This is a genomic window from Rheinheimera sediminis, from assembly GCF_004005375.1.
GTDB lineage: Bacteria > Pseudomonadota > Gammaproteobacteria > Enterobacterales > Alteromonadaceae > Pararheinheimera.
Genome location: NZ_RZUF01000002.1, coordinates 193,387 through 213,778, shown reverse-complemented (window position 1 = coordinate 213,778; position 20,392 = coordinate 193,387). Strand labels below are relative to the sequence as shown.

Sequence of the window (20,392 nt, the reverse complement as noted above, 5' to 3'; positions counted from 1 at the left end):
GCCATCGTCGCTGCGCTCCAATGTTAAAAATTGCTCCGGCAATTTTTTATTCGCTGCCATCCATGGCGCTCACCCAAAAGGGCCATCGTCGCTGCGCTTCAATGTTAAAAATTGCTCCGGCAATTTTTTATTCGCTGCCATCCATGGCGCTCACCCAAAAGGGCCATCGTCGCTGCGCTTCAATGTTAAAAATTGCTCCGGCAATTTTTTATTCGCTGCCATCCATGGCGCTCACCCAAAAGGGCCATCGTCGCTGCGCTTCAATGTTAAAAATTGCTCCGGCAATTTTTTATTCGCTGCCATCCATGGCGCTCACCCAAAAGGGCCATCGTCGCTGCGCTTCAATGTTAAAAATTGCTCCGGCAATTTTTTATTCGCTGCCATCCATGGCGCTCACCCAAAAGGGCCATCGTCGCTGCGCTTCAATGTTAAAAATTGCTCCGGCAATTTTTTATTCGCTGCCATCCATGGCGCTCACCCAAAAGGGCCATCGTCGCTGCGCTTCAATGTTAAAAATTGCTCCGGCAATTTTTTATTCGCTGCCATCCATGGCGCTCACCCTCAGGGCCATCGTCGCTGCGCTCCAATGTTAAAAATTGCTCCGGCAATTTTTTATTCGCTGCCATCCATCGCGCTCACCCTCAGGGCCATCGTCGCTGCGCTCCAATGTTAAAAATTGCTCCGGCAATTTTTTATTTAACCGCCATTCACAGCAATTTCATACGAAATTCAACGATTTGCCCTTGTAGATTTTTCTGGGTGCCTTAGGCTGTACGCATCTGTTTTAAAGGACACTTTTGATGAAATTATCCATTTTTACTTTACTGGTGCTAACCACTGGTTCATTTGCTGTTTCTGCTGCTTGTAACACAGAAACCACTATTGCAGCAATTCAGGGCGATGCTAAACAAAGTCCGCTGTTAAACAAAACTGTGTCTACATCAGGCGTAGTCACAGCAGTTCTTTATCCGGGCAGCAAAGCAGCTGGTGTTTTGATCCAAAGCCTGACCCCTGATACCAATCCAAAAACCAGTGACGCCTTATTTATTGCTGATAAAAAGCTGGTTCAACAGGCAAAAGCAGGTCAACAGCTAGAAGTCACAGGTAAAGTGGTTGAGCTAGACGGCATGACAGCTTTGGTGGACGTAAAAACCTCAGTTTGTGGTCAACAGGAAGCGCCAAAACCTGCAGTGGCCACATTGCCAGTAAAATCCAGACAAGACTGGGAAGCTTTGGAAGGCCAGTATTTGGCCTTTCCTCAAGCCTTAATAGTCAACGACACTTATCCGTTAGCGCGCTATGGCGAAATTTTACTGGCCGATAAAAGACTCTGGGTAGCAACCGAGCTACACAGACCAGGTAAAGCAGCAAAAGAGTTGGAGCAACAACAGAATTTAAGTCAGCTCTGGCTGGATGACGGTATTTTTGAGCAGAACCCGGATCCTGTGACCTTCCCTGACGGCAATTTATCAGCCAGCAATACTGTGCGGGTTGGCGATACAGTAAAAAACCTGCAGGGTTATTTAATTGAAACTAAGCAGGGTTATCGCTTAGTTGCGGCACGAGTGCCGGATTTTGCAGCCAGCAATGCAAGAACTGAAGCACCTAAAGCCAAAGCCGCTGATCATATTCGGGTCGCGAGTTTTAACGTGCTGAACTTTTTTACTGGCGAAACCGCGGCTAAGCCTTTCCCTACCCGTCGTGGCGCCACTGATGCAAATGAGCTGCAGCGCCAGCAAGCCAAAATGATTGCGGCCTTATCCCGGATGGATGCTGATGTCATTGGTTTACTGGAAGTGGAGAATAACGGTTTTGCTCAGCGCAGTGCTTTGGCGACTTTGGTCCGAGAACTGAATAAAGCCCTGGGAGAGCAACGTTATGCTTTTGTGCAGCCGCAACAGGCGTTAGGGGGTGACGCTATTAAAGTGGCTCTTATTTACAACCAACATAAAGTCACAGAAGCTGGCAAAGCAGTGATGATTGCCGAAGGCCCCTTTGCTTATGGTTCGAGAGCCCCTTTGACTCAGACATTTAAAGCCAAATCCACAGAAGGCCTTTTTACTGTCAGTGTGAATCACTTTAAATCCAAAGGCAGTTGCCCGGAAGATAAAGCTGCTGTAGACAGTGGCAACAGAGATAACAAAGATGGTCAGAGCTGCTGGAATCAATCCCGTGTTGAGGCCTCCAACGCCTTATCTGCATGGTTACAGACCCAGCCAACTGACGTCAATACACCTCATCAGCTGGTGATCGGCGATTTAAATGCCTACCGTCAGGAAGATCCGATTTATGCACTGGAACAAGCAGGTTGGGTGCATCTGGCACCCAAAGATGAAAGCGGGCATTATTCCTATGTGTTCAGAGGCCGCACCGGCTCACTGGACCATGCCCTTGCCAGCAAAAGCATGGTGCAAAAACTGACTCAATTCCAGCATTGGAATATCAATGCCGATGAGCCAGCGATACTTGATTACAACACTGAGTTTAAATCGGCAGCTCAGCAAAAAACCTTATACGCGCCGGACCCATTCCGTTCATCGGATCATGACCCGGTTTTAATCGACTTTAAGTTTTAAACCTCTGGGTCAGAGCTGTTAGCTCTGACCTTCTTCTATGCCTTACAAACAAAAGCCAGTTGACTACGTTTTTTATTCAGCGCAAAACGGCTGATTTCGGTGTCACATTCTGTAGATAAGTCCAGCCACAGCTTCCATTCTTGTTTGCCCTGAAGCTGCCACTGATAAATTTTTGTACCAGCAGACACCAGCAACTTGTCTTCAGACCACCAGACTAAATCCTGTCCACCTGTTGGAAGCGCGAATTCAGTAAGGGTAGTCATGCTAGTCTTTACATCGTACGAACTTAAATACAGCTCGCTTTTTTTAGCCTGAGCATAAAACCCTTTTTGAGTACCAGGCTGCCAGCTTAAAGCCCGTCCTACACCTGTCGCCAGAGTCGTCAGCTTTCCGTTTTTATCCAGATAGCGCACTGTGTGGTTATCTTCTTTATCACCCAAAATAAACAACAATAAATCCTGATGTGGCCCCCAGGCATGATAGCCAACACCTTTGGGATCTGTCTTCAGTAAGCTGCTGTTACCTTGCCAGTCCACTTTCCATAATCGTTGCGTTTGATCCGCTTCTACCACGACAACAGAAACACCTGAACCATCAGGTAATAAAGTCGGTGAATATTCACTTAATGCTGTTTTCGTCAGCTCATCTTGTTTTTTATCCGCGATATGATAACGCCCAATATCGGTTTGAACCGCTGCATCTTTGCCCTGCTCCAGCGTGAAAAACAGGCGCTCCCCATCACCACTAAAAGCTGGCTGGTTGATATAAGTTGGAGTTTCGTTAATTTTAACTCTGTTAGAGACAGATAAATCTTCTGACAAGTCAGTTAGATATAAATTGTACTGTGGCAAGGCAGCTGCCACTGGCAACGTCATCACAGCCAAAGCAAGAGAAAATGATCGCACTTGATGGTCCTTCTTTGTTTATCAGCAGCAGCTTCATGACTGTGCTTGCAGTAACCTTACTTTATCCTTTATGGTAGTCGGCTGACAATCAACACAACCTGGCTTTTTATGTCTCACAAAAACCCTATTATTGCGGTCACAGGCTCCTCAGGTGCTGGCACCACCACAACTATGAGCGCCTTTTCTCATATATTCCGCAGCCTTGGTATTGATGCCGGTTTTGTTGCAGGGGATTGTTTTCACAAATACAGCAGGCCAGAAATGGATCTGGAAATACGTAAAGCCAAAGAGCAAGGCAAACATATCAGCTATTTTGGCGCCGAAGCGAATGACTTTGCCGCTTTAGAGTCGCTTTTCTCCAGTTATGCTGAAACAGGCACAGGTAAAGTACGGCAGTATTTACATACCTTTGATGAAGCTGTGCCTTACAACCAACTGCCTGGTACTTTTACCCCCTGGCAGGATCTAAGACCCAACACTGACTTGTTGTTTTATGAAGGCCTGCATGGAGGTGTGGTGACTGAACAAAACAATGTGGCCCAGCATGTAGATTTATTGATCGGCATGGTGCCTATTGTCAACTTAGAGTGGATCCAGAAAATTATCCGTGATACTTCAGAACGGGGGCATAGCCGCGAGGCCGTGATGTCGAGCATAGTGCGCAGTATGGATGACTATGTGAATCAGATCACACCACAGTTTTCCCGCACTCATATCAATTTTCAGAGGGTGCCTACAGTCGATACATCTAACCCCTTCAGCGCTAAAGATATTCCGTCTTTAGATGAGAGCTTTGTCGTGATCCGTTTTCGCGGTATTAAGCATGTCGATTTCCCCTACTACCTGCAAATGATCAACGGCGCTTTTATGTCCCGAGTCAACACACTTGTAGTGCCTGGCGGAAAGATGAACTTAGCTATGGAGTTGATTTTAACGCCTTTGGTAGAGCAGCTGATTATTAAGCGTCGTCAGGCCAGGGGGCAGATTAACTGGCTTGAGTGAACTACTGGGGTCAGGCCTTGAATGTTGAATTTGATTCAACATTCAAGGCCTGACCCCGCAGTTATTCCATTTCCGGTAAATTGCGACCGTAAAATATTTCCCGCATTTCGCGTTTTACTTTTTTATTAATGGCTTTGCGTTGTGCATCATCCAGCTCGCCAACACCAGTACCAAACAAATAGTTATTTAAATCATATTCTTTAAGCATCATTTTGGTGTGGAACAGGTTTTCCTGATACACATTCACATCCACCATCTGGAAGGCATTTTTAGTCTGCTCGTCCATAAAGTTCTGAATTGAATGAATAGGATGGTCTATGTAGTGTTTGACCCCTTTCACATCACGGGTAAAACCACGGACCCGGTAATCTATGGTCACTATGTCCGACTCAAAACTGTGGATCAGGAAGTTAAGCGCCTTCAGTGGCGAAATTAAACCACAAGTTGAGACTTCAATATCAGCACGGAAGGTACAAATGCCATCTTGCGGATGCACTTCAGGATAGGTATGCACACAAATATGGCTTTTATCAAGGTGAGCTACCACAGAGTCAGGCAAAGGCCCCGGATTTTCTGAATTGTCTGGTGAACCTTCGATAGGCTCCTCACAGACCAAAATAGTCACGCTGGCACCTTGTGGATCATAATCCTGCCGGGCAATATTTAGGATGTTAGCACCGATTATATCCACCACTTCACTGAGGATGTCAGTCAGACGGTCTGCATTGTATTGCTCATCGATATAAGAAATATACTCCTGACGATGCTGTTCAGTTTGAGCATAACAAATATCGTAAATGCTGAAGCTCAGGCTTTTGGTCAGGTTATTAAAACCATGCAGTCTTAGTTTTTCAAAAGGTTTAACCACGTTTTCTTTACCTCAATAATCAGCACTGTAGTTCAGTATAGAACAACAGCACTCATCAATCTTTATTCAGCAGTTGGCTGTATTTCAGATTGTTTCACACTAAAAGAATGAGTTACTTCAACACTTTGCGACAACATAATAGAAACGGAGCAATATTTATCAGCCGACAGATTAACTGCTTTTTCTACATGCTTTTCACTGACATTAAAACCCGTGACTACAAAATGAAGATGAATTTTACTGAATACCCGAGGGATAGTTTCCACACGTTCGCCCGTTAAAATCACTTCACAATCAGTGACTTGTTGTCTGGCTTTTTGCAAGATGCTGACCACATCCACCGAAGAGCAAGCTCCAGCAGCCATCAACACCATTTCCATCGGACTAGGCGCAGCACCGCCCTCTTTGTGGGCATCAAATACAACATTGTGACCGCTATCAGAGCGGCCGATAAAGGTCTGATCACCGACCCATTTTACGCTGGCTTGCATAGAAGATCCTGAAGTCCGTATTAATATGAAGTTATTTTACGGAAAACAGACAAACGAGGCTAGTTAAGATTAATCCATCAAATCGGCAATAGCATTATCAAACAGATTTTTGATCAATAACGATATCTCTTGAATGAGCTCTGTTTGTTGTTCCGTCGCGGGCTCTTCCAGCACAGAAGCTAAGACTTCCTGAAAGTCGTATAAGATGCCATCCACTTCGCGCACTATCATGCTGCGATGATTCATTTCAAGTTCTGTATGCTGAGTACACAACTGAATGATTTGCTCAGAAATAGACTCTTCAAGCACTTCGCCCAACGTTTTAGCGCCGGCGACTACCGGTCCTCGTTGTTCAAATAGCGACAGATGTTCCGTCAAAAACTGGATCAAATGTTCGTAGCCGGGTTTATCAGTGACCATACAAAAGAAACACCTATAGTGCGCAACTCTGGATAATGGACTTTATCTGCGTCTGGAACAAAAGCCCAGATAAATTGCCGATAAGTGAGTGTCATTTAAGCAAATTTTATTCGATAAAACAAATCGGGGCATAGCCCCGACTAAAATAAAACTTAAAAAACGACTTTGTCAGGCTCAAAAGCTTAAACCCGGTGACAACTGTTCTGGTAACTGCAACTGTTCAAGCTCCACTGAAGCAACAGGATAAGCGCAATAGTCAGCAGCATAATAGGCGCTGGCCCTATGATTGCCGCTGCCACCAATGCCACCAAAAGGAGCGGCAGAGCTTGCGCCGGTAATAGGTCTGTTCCAGTTGACTATACCTGCTCGGATTTTTCGGAAAAACAGCTGATACAAGTCTTCATCATCTGACAATAAGCCTGCCGATAAACCAAAACTGGTTTCATTGGCCGCTTGAATCGCATCGCCAAAATCAGCAAAACGGAACACTTTTAACAAGGGACCAAAATGTTCTTCGTCCGGCATAACTCGAATAGCACTGCAATCAAGAATACCAGGGCTCAACATAGCAGGGCTTTGCTCTTGCTGCTGCATAGCCAACAGCACTTGTGCACCCCGTTCTATTAAATCCTGCTGCGCTTTTAGCATGCCTAAAGCGGCTTTTTCGGAAATTAATGTGCCCATAAAAGGCTGTTCAGCATCATCGTACAGCCCCACTTTTAGCGCTTTCGTCACCTCAAGTAAACGAGCCAGTATCGCATCGCCTTCTGCCCCCACAGGCAAATATAATCGACGCGCACAAGTACAACGCTGACCGGCAGAAATAAAAGCTGACTGGATAATGTCATGGACAGCTGCGTCTATGTCCTTTACGTTCTGCACTATCAGAGGGTTATTACCGCCCATTTCCAACGCCAGAATTTTATGCGGCTGACCAGCAAATTGTTGATGTAAATAATGGCCAGTACCAGAGCTACCGGTAAAAAATAAACCATCAATGCCAGGATGACTGGCAATAGCTTTACCTGTATCAATTTCACCTTGCAGTAGATTCAGCACACCTGCTGGCAAACCAGCTTTTTGCCATAACTGCACTGTCAGCTCTGCCACTTTTGGTGTCAGCTCGCTGGGTTTAAATACCACTGTGTTACCCGCCAATAAAGCTGGCACTATGTGACCATTAGGTAAATGGCCTGGGAAATTGTAAGGACCAAAAACTGCAACTACGCCATGAGGCTTGTGCCTGATCCAGGCTTTCCCCAGGGGCATCGGATTTTCTTTCACCCCAGTTCTTTCCTGGTAGGCGCGGGCAGATATATCGATTTTACCAATCATAGCTGCTACTTCAGTACGGGTTTCCCACAATGGTTTGCCTGTTTCCTCGGCGATACACCAAGCCAATTGTTCTTTATGTTCTGTCAGTTGCAGTGCAAAAGATCGGGCTATCTGTAAACGGGCATCAAAACTTAACTCACTCCAGTACTCAAAAGCTGCCCTGGCCGCTGCGATGGCGCTGCTCACCTGCTCCGCATCAGCACTCTGACCTTGCCAAATCAGTTGCTGTTTAGCTGGGTTTAATGAAGAAAACAACGGGCCAGCGCCTTGTTGCCACTGCCCATTAATAAATTGCACTGCTAGTTCTTTCATGAAGTCCATCCCTTCGAGCTTAAATCCGCGCTATCCGCACCCAGTCGCCACTATTGAGCTGTAATAAATCTGCACAGTCTTGAGGTATTATCACTACGTCACTGTTCTCATCAGGAAGCAGATAGAGCCAAGTCGCCCTGAAATCTTCCAACTTCGTATTCGATACCATGTAAGGCTGGCCACCAGTCACAGCTCCAATTTGTACTTGCAATCTGCGACTGCCACGAACAGTGCGGATATGCTCTACTTTGGCTTCGACCGTAGGGCCTGCATCAAAAATATCAACGTAACCCGTGTTAGAAAAACCTTCGGATTGCAATAAAGCCAGAGCAGGACGGGTTTTTTCATGTACTTTGCCAATCACAGCCTGAGCGTCTTTGCTCAATAAACTGACGTAAATAGGGTATTTGGGCATTAGCTCAGCAATAAACACCTTCTGGCCTATCCCTGTCAGGTAGTCAGCTGTAGGAAAATCAACCGAAAAGAAGCTGTCCTGCAACCACTTCCAGAATGGCGAATGACCGTCTTCATCAGACACACCACGCATTTCCGCAATCACCCTGTCAGCAAATCGTTGACGGAATTCAGCAATGAACAAAAAGCGGAATTTAGATAACAGACGACCATTATTTTGTTTGCGGCTGGATTCACGTAAGAATAGTGTGCAAAGCTCTGATACTCCGGTGTAGTCATTGCACAAAGTCAGGATGTCTACAGGGTTGTACACACCTAAAGCACGAGAGGTGTGCACCACTTTGCCTAGATGATAATGATAAAACGCATCCTCCAGCCCCACGGCCGCCTCAATAGCACTGGTGCCAAGGACAGCTCCTGTTTGCGGGTCTTCCAGCACAAACAGATAACCTTCATCGCCGGGCTTCTCCACTTGTTTGGCAAAGGAGGCTTCAGATCGACTGATCTTACGTTGTAACAACTCATCATTGACGGGCAACGAAGTAAAGCCATGACCTGATTCGACAGCGATATCGTACAGTTCAGCATAATCTTCGGCTCGGATTGGGCGAATGACCATCATAGTCGCTTACTCCTGTTATTTTGCTTCAGAGCGCCTTTGAAAAGGCGCTTCATTTTTTGCTTTATTATGGGGTAGTCGAACAGCGCCAGAATGCTAAATTCAGCCCTGCTTCACCTGAGCTACCGCTTGTTCAAAACGTTTCATGCCTTCGATAATGTCTGCTTCAGGGATCACTAAGGAAGGGGCAAAACGAATAACGTCCGGGCCAGCTACTAAAGCAAATAACCCTTGATCAGCAGCTGCCAGGAAAAAGTCGCGGGAACGCCCTTTAAATTCGTCATTTAATACGGCACCTAACAACATCCCCTGACCACGAACAGTGCTGAACACATTGTGTTTTTCATTGATAGCAGCAAGCTCCCGACGGAACAATTGTTCGCGCTCTATCACACCATTCAGAACCTCAGGCTGATTGATAGTATCTAAAGCAGCTTCAGCAACAGCACAAGCCAATGGATTGCCGCCGTATGTACTGCCATGAGTACCTACTTTTAAATGACTGGCAATAGCTGTAGTGGTCAACATAGCGCCCACAGGGAAGCCACCACCTAAAGACTTTGCCGTAGTTAAAATATCAGGCACTACATTGCTGTGCATATAGGCATACAATTTACCTGTCCGCCCAACACCTGATTGCACTTCGTCATAAATCATTAAGGCGTTGAATTGATCGCATAAATCACGCACACCTTGCAAGAATGCAAGATCACCCGGAATAATGCCTCCCTCGCCTTGTAGTGGTTCTAAAATTACAGCACAGGTCTGTTCTGACATCAGTGCTTTTAAACTTTCTATATTGTTGTATTCAGCGTGATCGATGGCGCCTGGTTTTGGACCAAAACCGTCAGAGTAAGCGGCCTGACCACCGACTGTGACCGTAAAAAAAGTACGACCATGAAAGCTTTTGCTAAAAGAGATAATTTGCTGTTTTTGCTCGCCAAACTTATCCAGAGCCCAGCGGCGCGCCAGCTTTAAAGCGGCTTCGTTGGCTTCCGCTCCTGAATTCGCAAAATATACTTTATCGGCAAAAGTGCTATCGACTAACTTTTGTGCCAACCGAAGTGCGGGTTCATTGGTCATCACATTACTCAAATGCCACAACTTGTCAGCTTGCTCTTTTAAAGCTGTCACCAATGCCGGATGACAATGACCTAAAGCATTGACCGCTATACCACCGGCAAAATCAACGTATTCACGACCCGCCTGATCCCAAACTCGAGAGCCAAGACCACGAACTGGAATAATAGGAGCCGGTGCATAGTTTGGAACCATGACTTCATTAAATAGCGCACGGGTGACCTGAATATGTTCTGCCATTTTTTACCTCTGCTGCAATAACTCTGTGCTGTTTACTCTGGTCACATTTTCAGTGAACAACAGCACACTAAAAAAGATGCTTCAGCGCATTATTACAGATAAAAAATGAAAAGTCTTGCGCTCAAAACCGCTAAAAGCCTTGATAAATAAGGCTTCCAGATAGTTTTGCATAGGATGTGAATAACTAGCTATGTGCTTTCCTCAGGAAACAGAGCAGAAAAACACATAGGAGCGAATAGCCCTGTTGATCTGCTTTGCTTTTTGACCTTTACGAAGATGTGTCGAAAAAAACTGCATGTTTATTGACTATTTTTTTTGAATTTATTCAAAAGACAGCTTCTTAAGGTCCAGTAGCGACAACATTTTGCGCATTTCGTGATGAACACCAGCATCGTTTAACGCTTTATTGGCCTCTTCGATATCCAATCGCTGCTCATTGACCAGAAACTTCACTTGCACATAGGTATTGGCTTGTTTGACAACACGGGTCAAATCATTACAACTACTCAGTGGAGTGTCATCGGCGATCTGATCCAATACAGCTGCCAAAGGGATGCGCTTCAACTGCCAACGCGCTATTAAATCGGCACTGATAATAGCGGCAAACTCTTCAATACTACTGGATAAAAAACTTGCATCAGCATCCAAAGCTTCCAATGCATCTGTAAGCTCCGTATCACGTGCATCCCGCGCTCGTAACAACTCAGTGCGTTTCACCTGAGCGTAGCTGCGTAAATAATTTCTGATCACCACCATGTGCCCCATGGTTTGGAACATAGCTGCGCAAAAAGCGACAAAACCGTTAACCCCTTGTGTATTCGCAATCTCTCGGGCAGCTAGAGCTGTAGCTAAAGAGTACTCCCATATTTTCACTTTAAATTGAGCAAAAGGATCGGTGGAATGTGGGATGCAATGACGAAAAGCATACACAGGAACCAAGGCTTGCAAAGCTTCGATGCCAAGAAACCTTAATGCAGTTTTAATGTCTTTGACTAAATTACCTGAACTGGTTTTATTGCGATATCTGGGCTGATTGACTAAACGCAATACATCATCTTTCAGCCAGTCCACTTTACTGATCAGCGGGTCGAGTTGGTTTAAGGTGACTGCTTTGGCACTTAAAGCATCAAGTAACGCAGGGAAATTTGGCCCTAAATCAAATAAAGAACTGCTAACCACTTCGATACTGCTCAGACGTTGCATCAATTCCTGCGCCACTTCGTCATGTAAGTGAGCCTGGGTAAAATCGAGGAATACTTTTTTGGCGTTTTCACCTGACTGGCGTGCTTCCAAGGCTTTGCGTTCAACCTCTAACATGGGGCGCTGTTCGTTGGTTGTTTGCTGTTTTTTTAGATAACGTAAACGGTGCTGATTAGGGTCAACCCCTATCAGATTATCAATAAAGATCTGCTCCAAAGAGGAGAACGAAGACGCGGACATAACTACCCTTTACTTTGTGTGTTTACACACCTTATTTATCACTATTGTTCAGGCCTTTGCACAATGTCAGAAAGTTCTGTAATAACTGATGTCCCTGTTCAGTTAGTATGGCCTCGGGATGAAATTGGACCCCATGCACAGCTAACTTTTTGTGCGACAAAGCCATAATTTCCGGCTGCTCTGTTTCAGTCCAGGCTTCAATACTAAAGTCATCAGGCACAGAGTGACGTTCTACAACCAATGAGTGGTATCGAGTTACGTTTAATGGATTATTCAGCCCCTTAAACAAGCCCTGCCCTTTATGCTTTATCAACGAGTTTTTGCCGTGCATAACAGTAGAGGCGCGCACCACTCGGGCCCCAAAAGCTTGAGCTATAGCCTGATGGCCTAAACACACCCCTAAAATAGGGATTTGTCCGGCAAAATGCTGAATAGCGGCCAAAGAAATTCCAGCTTGATCCGGACTGCAGGGGCCAGGTGAAATTACCAGGCTGGAAGGCCGTATTGCCGCTATTTGGGTCAGGCTGATTTCATCGTTACGCCTTACCAGTACCTGCTCGCCTAATTCAGCGAAATACTGAACTAAATTATAGGTAAAAGAATCGTAATTATCTATCAACAAAATCATAACAATCCGGTATTTAAAATACGATGTTCAACAGAAGCACAGCTCACTTAGGTAGGTAAAACAAAACCTACAGCTTGATACACTTTTTCAAGTGTCACAGCTGCGCGCGCTCTTGCTTGTGCTGCACCTTGTTTTAATACCTGATCCATCAGTGCCTGATCTTGGCGAATTTCATGGAACTTTGCTTGTACAGGCTCTAATAAAGCAATGACCGCATCAGCCACATCGCCCTTCAAGTGGCCATACATTTTACCTTCGTATTCAGCAACCAGATGTTCAATCGACTTACCAGTGACGCCACTTAAGATACTTAACAGGTTGGCGACACCTGCTTTATTTTCCTGGTCATAGGCCACACGAGGTGGATCTTCAGAGTCTGTCATGGCTTTCTTGAATTTTTTGCTGATCATTTTTGGGTCTTCCAGCAAACCAACAAAATTCCACGGATTTTCATCCGATTTGGACATTTTTTTCGTCGGCTCTTGCAAGCTCATCACCCTGGCTGCTACACCGGGAATATAAGGTTCAGGAATGGTAAAGACGTCACTGTGCAAAGCATTAAAGCGGCTGGCAATATCGCGGGCTAACTCAAGATGTTGTTTCTGATCATGACCTACAGGTACCTGGTGTGCATTATAAACCAGAATATCGGCAGCCATTAGCACTGGATAAGTAAACAAACCTGCGTTGACATTATGGCTGTGACGCTCAGATTTATCTTTAAACTGCGTCATACGACTTAGTTCACCAAATTGGGTATAGCAGTTCAAAATCCAGTTCAATTGACTATGTTCCGGCACATGAGATTGCATGAATACACTGGAACGGTCCGGATCTATGCCGCAGGCTAAATACAGCGCCAGACTATCAAGTGAAGCACTACGCAAAGCCACCGGGTCCTGACGGACTGTGATGGCATGTAAATCAACAATGCAGTACAAACAATCGTTGTTGTCCTGCATCCTGTCCCACTGACGCAAAGCACCAAGATAATTTCCAATGGTAAGCTGACCTGAAGGCTGAGCACCACTTAAAACAATAGGTTTGGCTTGAGGCTGACTCACTTTTGACTCTGACATCTATCTTTCCTGTTCTAAACAACAAATGGAATCTGGTAATGAGGAGAAAGACTCCAACACGAGATCCGGCTGACTTTGTGCAATGGATTGGCCATGATTATACCCGTAGCTCAGCGCAATGACAGGCATACCAGCCGCACGGGCAGCAAATATATCGTTTTCGGAATCTCCAACCAACAAAATATCGGCTATCGGCACCTGTTGTTGCGCGGATAAGGCTAACAGCATTTGCGGGTCCGGCTTAGCTTTGCCGAGATCATCAGCACACCAAACCGCTTGGAAAAACTGTTCAATACCTAAATGCCGCAGCAAAGGTTCGGTAAACTGCCTGGGTTTGTTGGTGACTAGCGCTAGCGTATAAAGTCCACTTAATTGTGCCAATACGTCGGGAACGTGGTCGAATAGGCGGGTTTGCGAGCCATTAGTCTGCCGGTAAAATCGAATAAATAACTCTTGTGCCTGATGAAATTCAGCGACATCGCAGCAATCAGGTTCCAGCTGACCAGTCAAGGCTCTTTGAACTAGTTTGGCCATGCCATTACCCAGCCAGTGTTGAACCTGAACTAAGTTGACCTGTGCTTTTCCTAAAGCTACCATCATCTGATTTAAAGCGGGTAAGATATCTGGCGCGCTATCAACCAAAGTTCCATCCAAATCAAAAGCAATAACACGAAAAAATTTCACTATTGCACTCCGGCCAACTCAGAGCGCATTTGTGTAATCACGGCATGGTAGTCAGCCTGACTGAAAATAGCGGAACCAGCAACAAAGGTATCAGCACCAGCTTCGGCTATTTCGCGAATGTTTTCTATTTTGACGCCACCATCAACCTCAAGCCGGATGGGTAATCCACTTTGATCAATGATTTGGCGGGCTTGTTGCAACTTGTTTAAGGTTGCAGGAATAAAAGACTGGCCACCAAAACCAGGATTGACTGACATCAGTAAGACTAAGTCGACCTTATCAAGCACATAATCGAGGTAGCTTAACGGAGTTGCCGGATTAAACACTAAACCAGCTTTACAACCCTGTTGACGGATTAATTGCAAGGTTCGATCAACATGTTTGGAGGCTTCCGGATGAAAGCTAATGATAGAAGCCCCGGCCTGTGCAAAAGCTGGTACCAGGCTATCCACATCTTCAACCATAAGGTGCACATCCACAGGAGCTGTAATGCCGTAGTTGCGCAAAGCGCTGCATACCATAGGACCAAAGGTTAGATTAGGCACATAGTGATTGTCCATTACATCAAAATGGATAATATCAGCTCCAGCTTTTAATACACGGGCGACATCCTCCCCCAAACGGGCAAAATCTGCAGATAGAATTGACGGAGCAATCCAATTCTGTTGGCGCATCTTCTCTCCAAAAAGCTGTTGTTACTTAACAAGGCCCAGACTTTACTGAATAGCAGAAAAAAAATCATCTTTGTTACTCGGGCTTTCTGCACGAAAATCAGGCAGCGACGCACCATTTTTGCACATATTTTACTGAAAACGTCAAAACAAAACTTATATCTATATGATTTATATGAAGATAACGCAATGGCATAAAAAATGGACAGTATTGATGGGAACTAATAGATAAGGGCAAATAAAATGACAAAAAAAGTAATACTGGGATCAAAAGCAACAAGTAAAACACTTCGCCTTAGCCTTGTTGCTTTGCTCATCGCGGGCAGCAGTTTCGGTGTAAACGCCGCTAGCCTTTCAGGCAATGTAGCCTTTACTTCAGATTATTTATTCCGCGGCATATCGCAAACGGATAAAGGCCCTGCGATTCAGGGTGGTTTTACGTTAAGTGGAGAATCTGGCTTTTATCTGTCTACCTGGGGTTCTAACATCAAGTTTGGTGAAGGTAGCATGGAGCTGGATATTCTGGGCGGTTGGGCCGGCGCTTTAAACGAAAGCTGGAATGTCGATGTAGGCGTCATGCAATACCGTTATCCTAAAGGTGACAACGAGGTAGACCAATTTGATTTCTACGAGGGCTATGCGAAGTTTTTCTATGACAGCTGGACTTTAGGTGTTGCCTACTCGCCAGACTACTTTGGCACAGATGTAAACGACTACTACTACTTATCTGCTGATTATAAATATCAAATGGTCGAAAATTTTGCCGTTGACCTGCATTTTGGTTACAACGTCTTTGAAGACTCCGAGGAGTTTGAAACCTTTTTAGCTGCTGGTCCAGTTAGCAAAGATGCTTACATCGACTGGAGCATAGGCTTCAGTACGGAAGTTTGGGGCGCTGGTGTATCTGTAAAATATGCTGATACGAACATCGAAGGTTCAGCAGATTGCGATTTATGTGATGGCCGTGGTGTTTTAACTTTAAGCAAATCTTTCTAATTTTCGTAGGAGGAGCAAAACACTCTTGTTTGCTCCTCTTTGCTGCTTCTGACACCGCCCTCCTTCCCCCCTAATGCCCCCTATTTAACCTGAACGCGGGATAATGAGTGTCGACTTTTTTCGATGTAATGAATTAAATCAACGAAGTTAAATAATTACGTTAAGCAAACAAAGTCTTTGCTGACTGAATGCACAGATTTTTGTGGATCTCAAGGCGCTTTGTTGTACGCCATAGCAAGCTATGGCTAGACGGAGCAACGCAGAGAGGCGCGAAAAGATGTCTATTCAGTGGCATGGCTTATCCCGAGTTCAGGTTATTTACTCTGCCCTGTTCTTTCATTGCAGTTTGCTCAATAAAAAATCAGCTTAAAGTGACTTTTGTCACTGGCAGCACAGGTTAAAAACTTGTAACCTGCAGTCAACTTGAGTATTATCCAGCACATAATTCAACCAGTTGAGGTTCGTATGAGGCAGCGCACAGATCGCAGACTTGGGTCAGCTTTGGCTATTAGCTTGTGTCTCGCAGTGGTTATTCATCAACACAAAGACACTGGTGCTGAATTATGTCAACCTGCAGTGCCGACAGAGCAAACAAAAGCCTTAGCTTTTTCCGCACTCTGCAAGCCTTCTCAGCAGAGCTGGTTTAGCTGGTTGCAAGGTAATAGCCGCTCTACACAATTCCACTTTGTTGATTTACTCGAATTGCTTAACCGTTTTAACCACAGGGGCTAAAATGGCAAAATCTCCGGGTCTTAAGCAGGTTTTCAAAGCTGTTTTCGGTGCCTTTGTTGGAGTACAATCGGAACAACAACGTCAACAGGACTTTGAAACAACGAGTATTTGGCCTTATTTGATGGCCGGGGTTTTTGCGGTAGTCATTTTCATTGGAATACTGCTGTTACTAGTCAGTTGGGTGCTTCCAGCCTGAGCCTTAGTTGCATATAACGCAAACAACTCTGCTACCTTACCCCGGGATTCACCTTTCTGACTGATAGAACGTCCTACCTGAATAGAAGTCAGTTCAGCTTTTTCATACAGTTTGCGAGTTAACGTGGTGTCGTGATTACTGATCACTACACTAACGCCACGGCTCTGGCAATTTTCAGCCAGGTTTGCCAGCTCGGCCTGGTCATCCAGATCAAAACTGTTCTTGGCATAGGAGGTAAAACTGGCTGTACGACTCAGTGGAACATAAGGTGGATCGCAATACACCACTGCCGGTGAATTGATTTGCTGCATCAGCTCGTTGTAACCCATGCAAACAAACTTAGCCTTTTGCGCTTTTTCAGCAAAAAACCACAATTCAGCCTCTGGAAAATAGGGCTTTTTGTAGCTGCCAAAAGGCACATTAAATTTACCGCTGCTATTGTAACGGCATAAACCGTTGTAACCATGACGATTTAAATACAAAAACAATAACGAACGCTGATAGCTGTCGGTACTTTGATTAAATTCTTCCCGAAAAGACAAATAGCTGCTTTTTTCGTTGCTGCTTTGAACAAACAACCCTCTGGCATCTGCAACAAACTTCGCAGGCTGAGTTTGCAACAGCTGGTACAGATGGATCAGGTCAACATTGATATCATTCAGCAAATATTCCGGATAATCCGTGTTTAAAAACACTGAACCAGCTCCGACAAAAGGCTCGACCAATAAAGGCGCTTTTGGCAGTTGCAAAGAAATGGCATCAACTAAATTGTATTTACCGCCAGCCCATTTAAGAAAAGCTCTGGACTTCTTCAGCATAAGCAAATCACCTGTCTACTCTGCCGCTGTATGATGTTAGTTTGCATTGGCTGAGCGGATCTCACGCTGAATATCACTTAAAGGTTTCACAAATGGAGTTTGCTGCCGCAACTCTTCAGGCAAAGATTTGACTTGCTGCCGCGCAGCTGCACCATTGACATAAGATGCGGACACCACAACAAACTGAGTTTTACCTTGCTGTTGACGCTGGTACAACTGCAAATTTAATGTTGAATACTGCTGTAAGAATTTCTTCGCAGCAGATTCCTGAGAAAATACACCCAGTTGAATAGCCACGGTGTCTGGTAACATACCTAACAGCACAGAGGCACCACCTTGAGCTGAGGCTGTCGGGGTTGTTTGCTGACCGGATTGCTCGGCGTCAGCAGCCATCTCTGCAAGTAAGTCATTTTGCTCAGGTACAGCTTCAGCAGGCGCTTGTTGCACAGACGCTTCTATTGCGGCTTCTGGTGCATCAACAACAGCAGCGTCCTGACCTGGTGCAGGTAGCGCGGGGATCACAGGTTGTTCGCGCATAGGCTCAGACTCAATAGTCATAGAAACTATTTGCTGTTGAGGCAAACCATTGTCATCTTTAACCACTTCCTGACGCACTGTCATGCTGGCGGCATCAGTGGTTTTTTCCATAGCCATTTGTGGCAACCCCCGTTCAGCAACAACAGCTTGAGCGCTGTTTGTTGCCGCAGAATTATTGACCACAGCAGCAGACTGCGCCGGCATTTCCGCTTTGATTTCTACTGTAGGCTCAAAACGACGCTCAACTTGCAAGCGTGCTGCAGCACTGGTGTCTGCCGCTGGATAATAAGGCACTATATCGTCCGCAACAGGTTCCCTGAATTGCTGCTCTGTCCATAACCAGAACATAACTACAGCAGCTATCAAACCAAACCCCAGACTCATTATCAAAAAAGGAGAAAAAAACTGGCCTGATGCTTGTTTTGCAGGTTTTGGTTCTTCCACAGTCCGACTAAGGTAATCGCTGCGCTGTTCGGTCTGAATTGAAAACGTAGGCTGTTCGTCTGTTGTATCTATAGCTCTCAAGCCAAGTGGATCATCCCCGCTATTTAAATTAAAACCAGTCTCTCTGGCATGGGTAATAAAAGCAGGTTCAGCGCTCTCTTCCCGCGCCGAAAATGTCAGGGGTGAAGCTGCTGATTCTGTCTTTACTTTAGAGAACGCTACTGTTTTTCGGCCTTGGTTTGCATCTAATCCATGTAATAATAAATGCAAATCGCCAGCACAATCTTCAATTCGCTCGCGTAGCTCACGTCCTGACAAATTATAGGGAGCTAACAATTCTAAGGCTTCTGCCTCACTAAAGGCAGGAACATTGATCGCTAGTCGAATATCATTTTTAGCTTTAAGGCAACTGACAAAAACGCTGACAGGCAATTGCTGCACCAGCTGCCAACTTGTCTCATTCAAAAGATCGGCATCATCTACTAACAGAAGATATTGCTGTTTTTTATCGAGCTGAGCAATAAAATCTGTCAGAGTCCGCGGCATAGTTGCTAGCCCCAGCCATTGCTGTTGCAATACTTTTAGCACATCAACAGGGGTCAGACCGGCATCAGCCTGTAGTAAAGCTAAATTAAATTGCTCAGAGCATATTTCGGCCAACGCCAAAATCAGCGTCGATTTACCGCAGCCACTTGAGCCCACAAGCTGCAGGCGATCGGGTTGGTTAAACTCAAGTTGCAGCAACAAGCGTTGCACTAACTGTCGTTGAGAGGCTAAGAGGCCAGAATGTTGCGTTAAACGCTGTTGCAGAGCTTGTTTACTCATATGCTAAAGAGAGCCATTAGTTCTTGTTCGGTCACATCATCGACTATTGCGCTTTGCCCCAAGGACGTAGGAACAATAAAGCGCATCTTACCTGCCTGTACTTTTTTATCAGTTTTCATATAAGGCATAAAATCTGCGATGCTCATATGCTCTGGTGGTGCCACAGGCAAATCAAAAGCAGACAATAAGCAGATTATACGTTCAAGCTCTGCTGCAGTGACATCACCACGGCTGACGGCTAATTCTGTCGCCATCACCATACCCACAGAAACAGCTTGGCCATGCAGCCATTGGCCGTAGCCCATAAAGGCTTCAATCGCGTGGCCAAAAGTATGACCTAAATTTAATAAAGCCCGTTCGCCTTGCTCAGTTTCATCGCGACTGACGATATCCGCTTTCATCTGGCAACAATGACGGATCATCTCGCCTAAAACTTGAGGTTGCAGTGCACGGATAGCCTGTTGATTTTTTTCCAGCCATTGAAAAAAGACCAAATCGCTGATCAGCGCATACTTGATGACTTCCGCCATACCTGCAGCAAATTCAGCTTTAGGTAAAGAACTTAAAACAGCGGTGTTAATCAACACCAGATCCGGCTGCTTAAAAGCACCTATCATGTTTTTTCCCAGCGGATGATTCACCGCTGTTTTACCGCCGACGGAAGAATCCACCTGAGACAACAAAGTGGTAGGAACCTGAATAAAACGCACTCCACGTTGGTAGCAGGCTGCGACGAAACCTGTCAGATCGCCAATGACTCCACCACCTAATGCCACCAGCAATACATCACGGTTGATTTTATGCTCAAGTAAAAAGGACATCACCTGCTCAAAAGAGCTCAGGGTTTTGTAGGCTTCGCCATCGGGTAGAATAAAGGAGTGTACTGCTGAATCAGGGAATAATGCAGTGACAGCAGGCAAATAAAGCCCTGCAACCACTGGATTAGATACAATCACCACTTGACGGGCTTGAGGTAAAAATTCCGTCAGAGACTGACTAAATAACTGGGGGCTAATCAGGATAGGGTAGCTGCGCTCTCCAAGTTGTACTGCAACTTTTTGCATACACAGCTCTCCTTAT

General features: G+C 45.4%; 21 protein-coding genes. 6 read left to right on the top strand and 15 right to left on the bottom strand.

Annotation, left to right across the window (positions count from 1 at the left end; translation table 11 throughout):
* Positions 1–20: 20 nt before the first annotated feature.
* Complete coding sequence (locus tag EMM73_RS02025; RefSeq protein ID WP_127684797.1) at positions 21–593, top strand: hypothetical protein; 573 nt, start codon at positions 21–23, stop codon at positions 591–593.
* 207 nt (positions 594–800) lie between these two features.
* Positions 801–2,576 carry an ExeM/NucH family extracellular endonuclease gene (locus EMM73_RS02020; RefSeq protein WP_127684796.1) on the top strand — a complete coding sequence of 592 codons (1,776 nt, stop codon included), beginning with the start codon at positions 801–803 and terminating at the stop codon, positions 2,574–2,576.
* Positions 2,577–2,611: 35 nt separating this feature from the next.
* Here EMM73_RS02020 and EMM73_RS02015 read toward each other — a convergent pair whose 3' ends face one another.
* Positions 2,612–3,481: a TolB-like translocation protein gene (locus EMM73_RS02015; RefSeq protein WP_127684795.1), complete on the bottom strand. Its 870-nt coding sequence runs from the start codon at positions 3,479–3,481 to the stop codon at positions 2,612–2,614.
* Between the two features lie 108 nt (positions 3,482–3,589).
* Here EMM73_RS02015 and EMM73_RS02010 point away from each other — a divergent pair, with 108 nt between their 5' ends.
* On the top strand, positions 3,590–4,483 hold the full coding sequence (locus tag EMM73_RS02010) for a phosphoribulokinase (RefSeq protein ID WP_127684794.1): 894 nt from the start codon (positions 3,590–3,592) through the stop codon (positions 4,481–4,483).
* Positions 4,484–4,544: 61 nt separating this feature from the next.
* On the opposite strand, the gene speD is transcribed toward EMM73_RS02010, so the two are convergent.
* The 11 genes from speD to rpe all read right to left on the bottom strand — a co-directional run bounded on the left by speD (position 4,545) and on the right by rpe (position 14,767).
* A complete protein-coding gene (gene speD / locus EMM73_RS02005; RefSeq protein WP_127684793.1) occupies positions 4,545–5,351 on the bottom strand; it encodes an adenosylmethionine decarboxylase in 807 nt (268 codons plus the stop codon).
* Between the two features lie 62 nt (positions 5,352–5,413).
* Positions 5,414–5,842 carry an OsmC family protein gene (locus EMM73_RS02000; RefSeq protein WP_127684792.1) on the bottom strand — a complete coding sequence of 143 codons (429 nt, stop codon included), beginning with the start codon at positions 5,840–5,842 and terminating at the stop codon, positions 5,414–5,416.
* 69 nt (positions 5,843–5,911) lie between these two features.
* Complete coding sequence (locus EMM73_RS01995) at positions 5,912–6,262, bottom strand: DUF3802 family protein (protein WP_127684791.1); 351 nt, start codon at positions 6,260–6,262, stop codon at positions 5,912–5,914.
* A gap of 174 nt (positions 6,263–6,436) precedes the next feature.
* Entirely contained in the window at positions 6,437–7,909 is a 1,473-nt protein-coding gene (gene astD, locus EMM73_RS01990) for a succinylglutamate-semialdehyde dehydrogenase (RefSeq protein WP_127684790.1), read from the bottom strand.
* Between the two features lie 19 nt (positions 7,910–7,928).
* A complete protein-coding gene (astA, locus tag EMM73_RS01985) occupies positions 7,929–8,945 on the bottom strand; it encodes an arginine N-succinyltransferase (protein ID WP_127684789.1) in 1,017 nt (338 codons plus the stop codon).
* A 99-nt stretch (positions 8,946–9,044) separates the two neighbouring features.
* A complete protein-coding gene (locus EMM73_RS01980) occupies positions 9,045–10,262 on the bottom strand; it encodes an aspartate aminotransferase family protein (protein ID WP_127684788.1) in 1,218 nt (405 codons plus the stop codon).
* A gap of 321 nt (positions 10,263–10,583) precedes the next feature.
* Positions 10,584–11,702, bottom strand: a complete 1,119-nt coding sequence (locus tag EMM73_RS01975; protein ID WP_127684787.1) for an HDOD domain-containing protein — start codon at positions 11,700–11,702, stop codon at positions 10,584–10,586.
* Positions 11,703–11,733: 31 nt separating this feature from the next.
* Positions 11,734–12,330 carry an anthranilate synthase component II gene (locus tag EMM73_RS01970; protein ID WP_127684786.1) on the bottom strand — a complete coding sequence of 199 codons (597 nt, stop codon included), beginning with the start codon at positions 12,328–12,330 and terminating at the stop codon, positions 11,734–11,736.
* A gap of 47 nt (positions 12,331–12,377) precedes the next feature.
* Complete coding sequence (gene trpS, locus EMM73_RS01965) at positions 12,378–13,409, bottom strand: tryptophan--tRNA ligase (RefSeq protein ID WP_127684785.1); 1,032 nt, start codon at positions 13,407–13,409, stop codon at positions 12,378–12,380.
* Positions 13,410–14,093 (bottom strand): phosphoglycolate phosphatase, encoded by a 684-nt coding sequence (locus tag EMM73_RS01960; RefSeq protein ID WP_186435094.1) that lies wholly within the window; start codon positions 14,091–14,093, stop codon positions 13,410–13,412. It lies immediately after the preceding gene.
* Positions 14,093–14,767 (bottom strand): ribulose-phosphate 3-epimerase, encoded by a 675-nt coding sequence (gene rpe, locus EMM73_RS01955; RefSeq protein ID WP_127684783.1) that lies wholly within the window; start codon positions 14,765–14,767, stop codon positions 14,093–14,095. Before rpe ends, EMM73_RS01960 begins: the two co-directional genes overlap by 1 nt.
* A gap of 240 nt (positions 14,768–15,007) precedes the next feature.
* Here rpe and EMM73_RS01950 point away from each other — a divergent pair, with 240 nt between their 5' ends.
* The 3 genes from EMM73_RS01950 to EMM73_RS20505 all read left to right on the top strand — a co-directional run bounded on the left by EMM73_RS01950 (position 15,008) and on the right by EMM73_RS20505 (position 16,688).
* Positions 15,008–15,760 carry a TorF family putative porin gene (locus EMM73_RS01950; RefSeq protein ID WP_127684782.1) on the top strand — a complete coding sequence of 251 codons (753 nt, stop codon included), beginning with the start codon at positions 15,008–15,010 and terminating at the stop codon, positions 15,758–15,760.
* Between the two features lie 465 nt (positions 15,761–16,225).
* Complete coding sequence (locus EMM73_RS01945) at positions 16,226–16,492, top strand: hypothetical protein (RefSeq protein WP_127684781.1); 267 nt, start codon at positions 16,226–16,228, stop codon at positions 16,490–16,492.
* Position 16,493: 1 nt separating this feature from the next.
* Positions 16,494–16,688, top strand: a complete 195-nt coding sequence (locus EMM73_RS20505; RefSeq protein ID WP_127684780.1) for a DUF2970 domain-containing protein — start codon at positions 16,494–16,496, stop codon at positions 16,686–16,688.
* On the opposite strand, the gene EMM73_RS01935 is transcribed toward EMM73_RS20505, so the two are convergent.
* The 3 genes from EMM73_RS01935 to aroB are packed head-to-tail and all read right to left on the bottom strand — an operon-like array spanning position 16,607 to position 20,376.
* Entirely contained in the window at positions 16,607–17,506 is a 900-nt protein-coding gene (locus tag EMM73_RS01935; protein WP_127684779.1) for a Dam family site-specific DNA-(adenine-N6)-methyltransferase, read from the bottom strand. The genes EMM73_RS20505 and EMM73_RS01935 overlap by 82 nt on opposite strands.
* A gap of 36 nt (positions 17,507–17,542) precedes the next feature.
* On the bottom strand, positions 17,543–19,312 hold the full coding sequence (locus EMM73_RS01930; RefSeq protein ID WP_127684778.1) for an SPOR domain-containing protein: 1,770 nt from the start codon (positions 19,310–19,312) through the stop codon (positions 17,543–17,545).
* Positions 19,309–20,376, bottom strand: a complete 1,068-nt coding sequence (aroB, locus tag EMM73_RS01925) for a 3-dehydroquinate synthase (protein ID WP_127684777.1) — start codon at positions 20,374–20,376, stop codon at positions 19,309–19,311. The genes EMM73_RS01930 and aroB overlap by 4 nt, the downstream gene beginning before the upstream one ends.
* Positions 20,377–20,392: the final 16 nt, after the last annotated feature.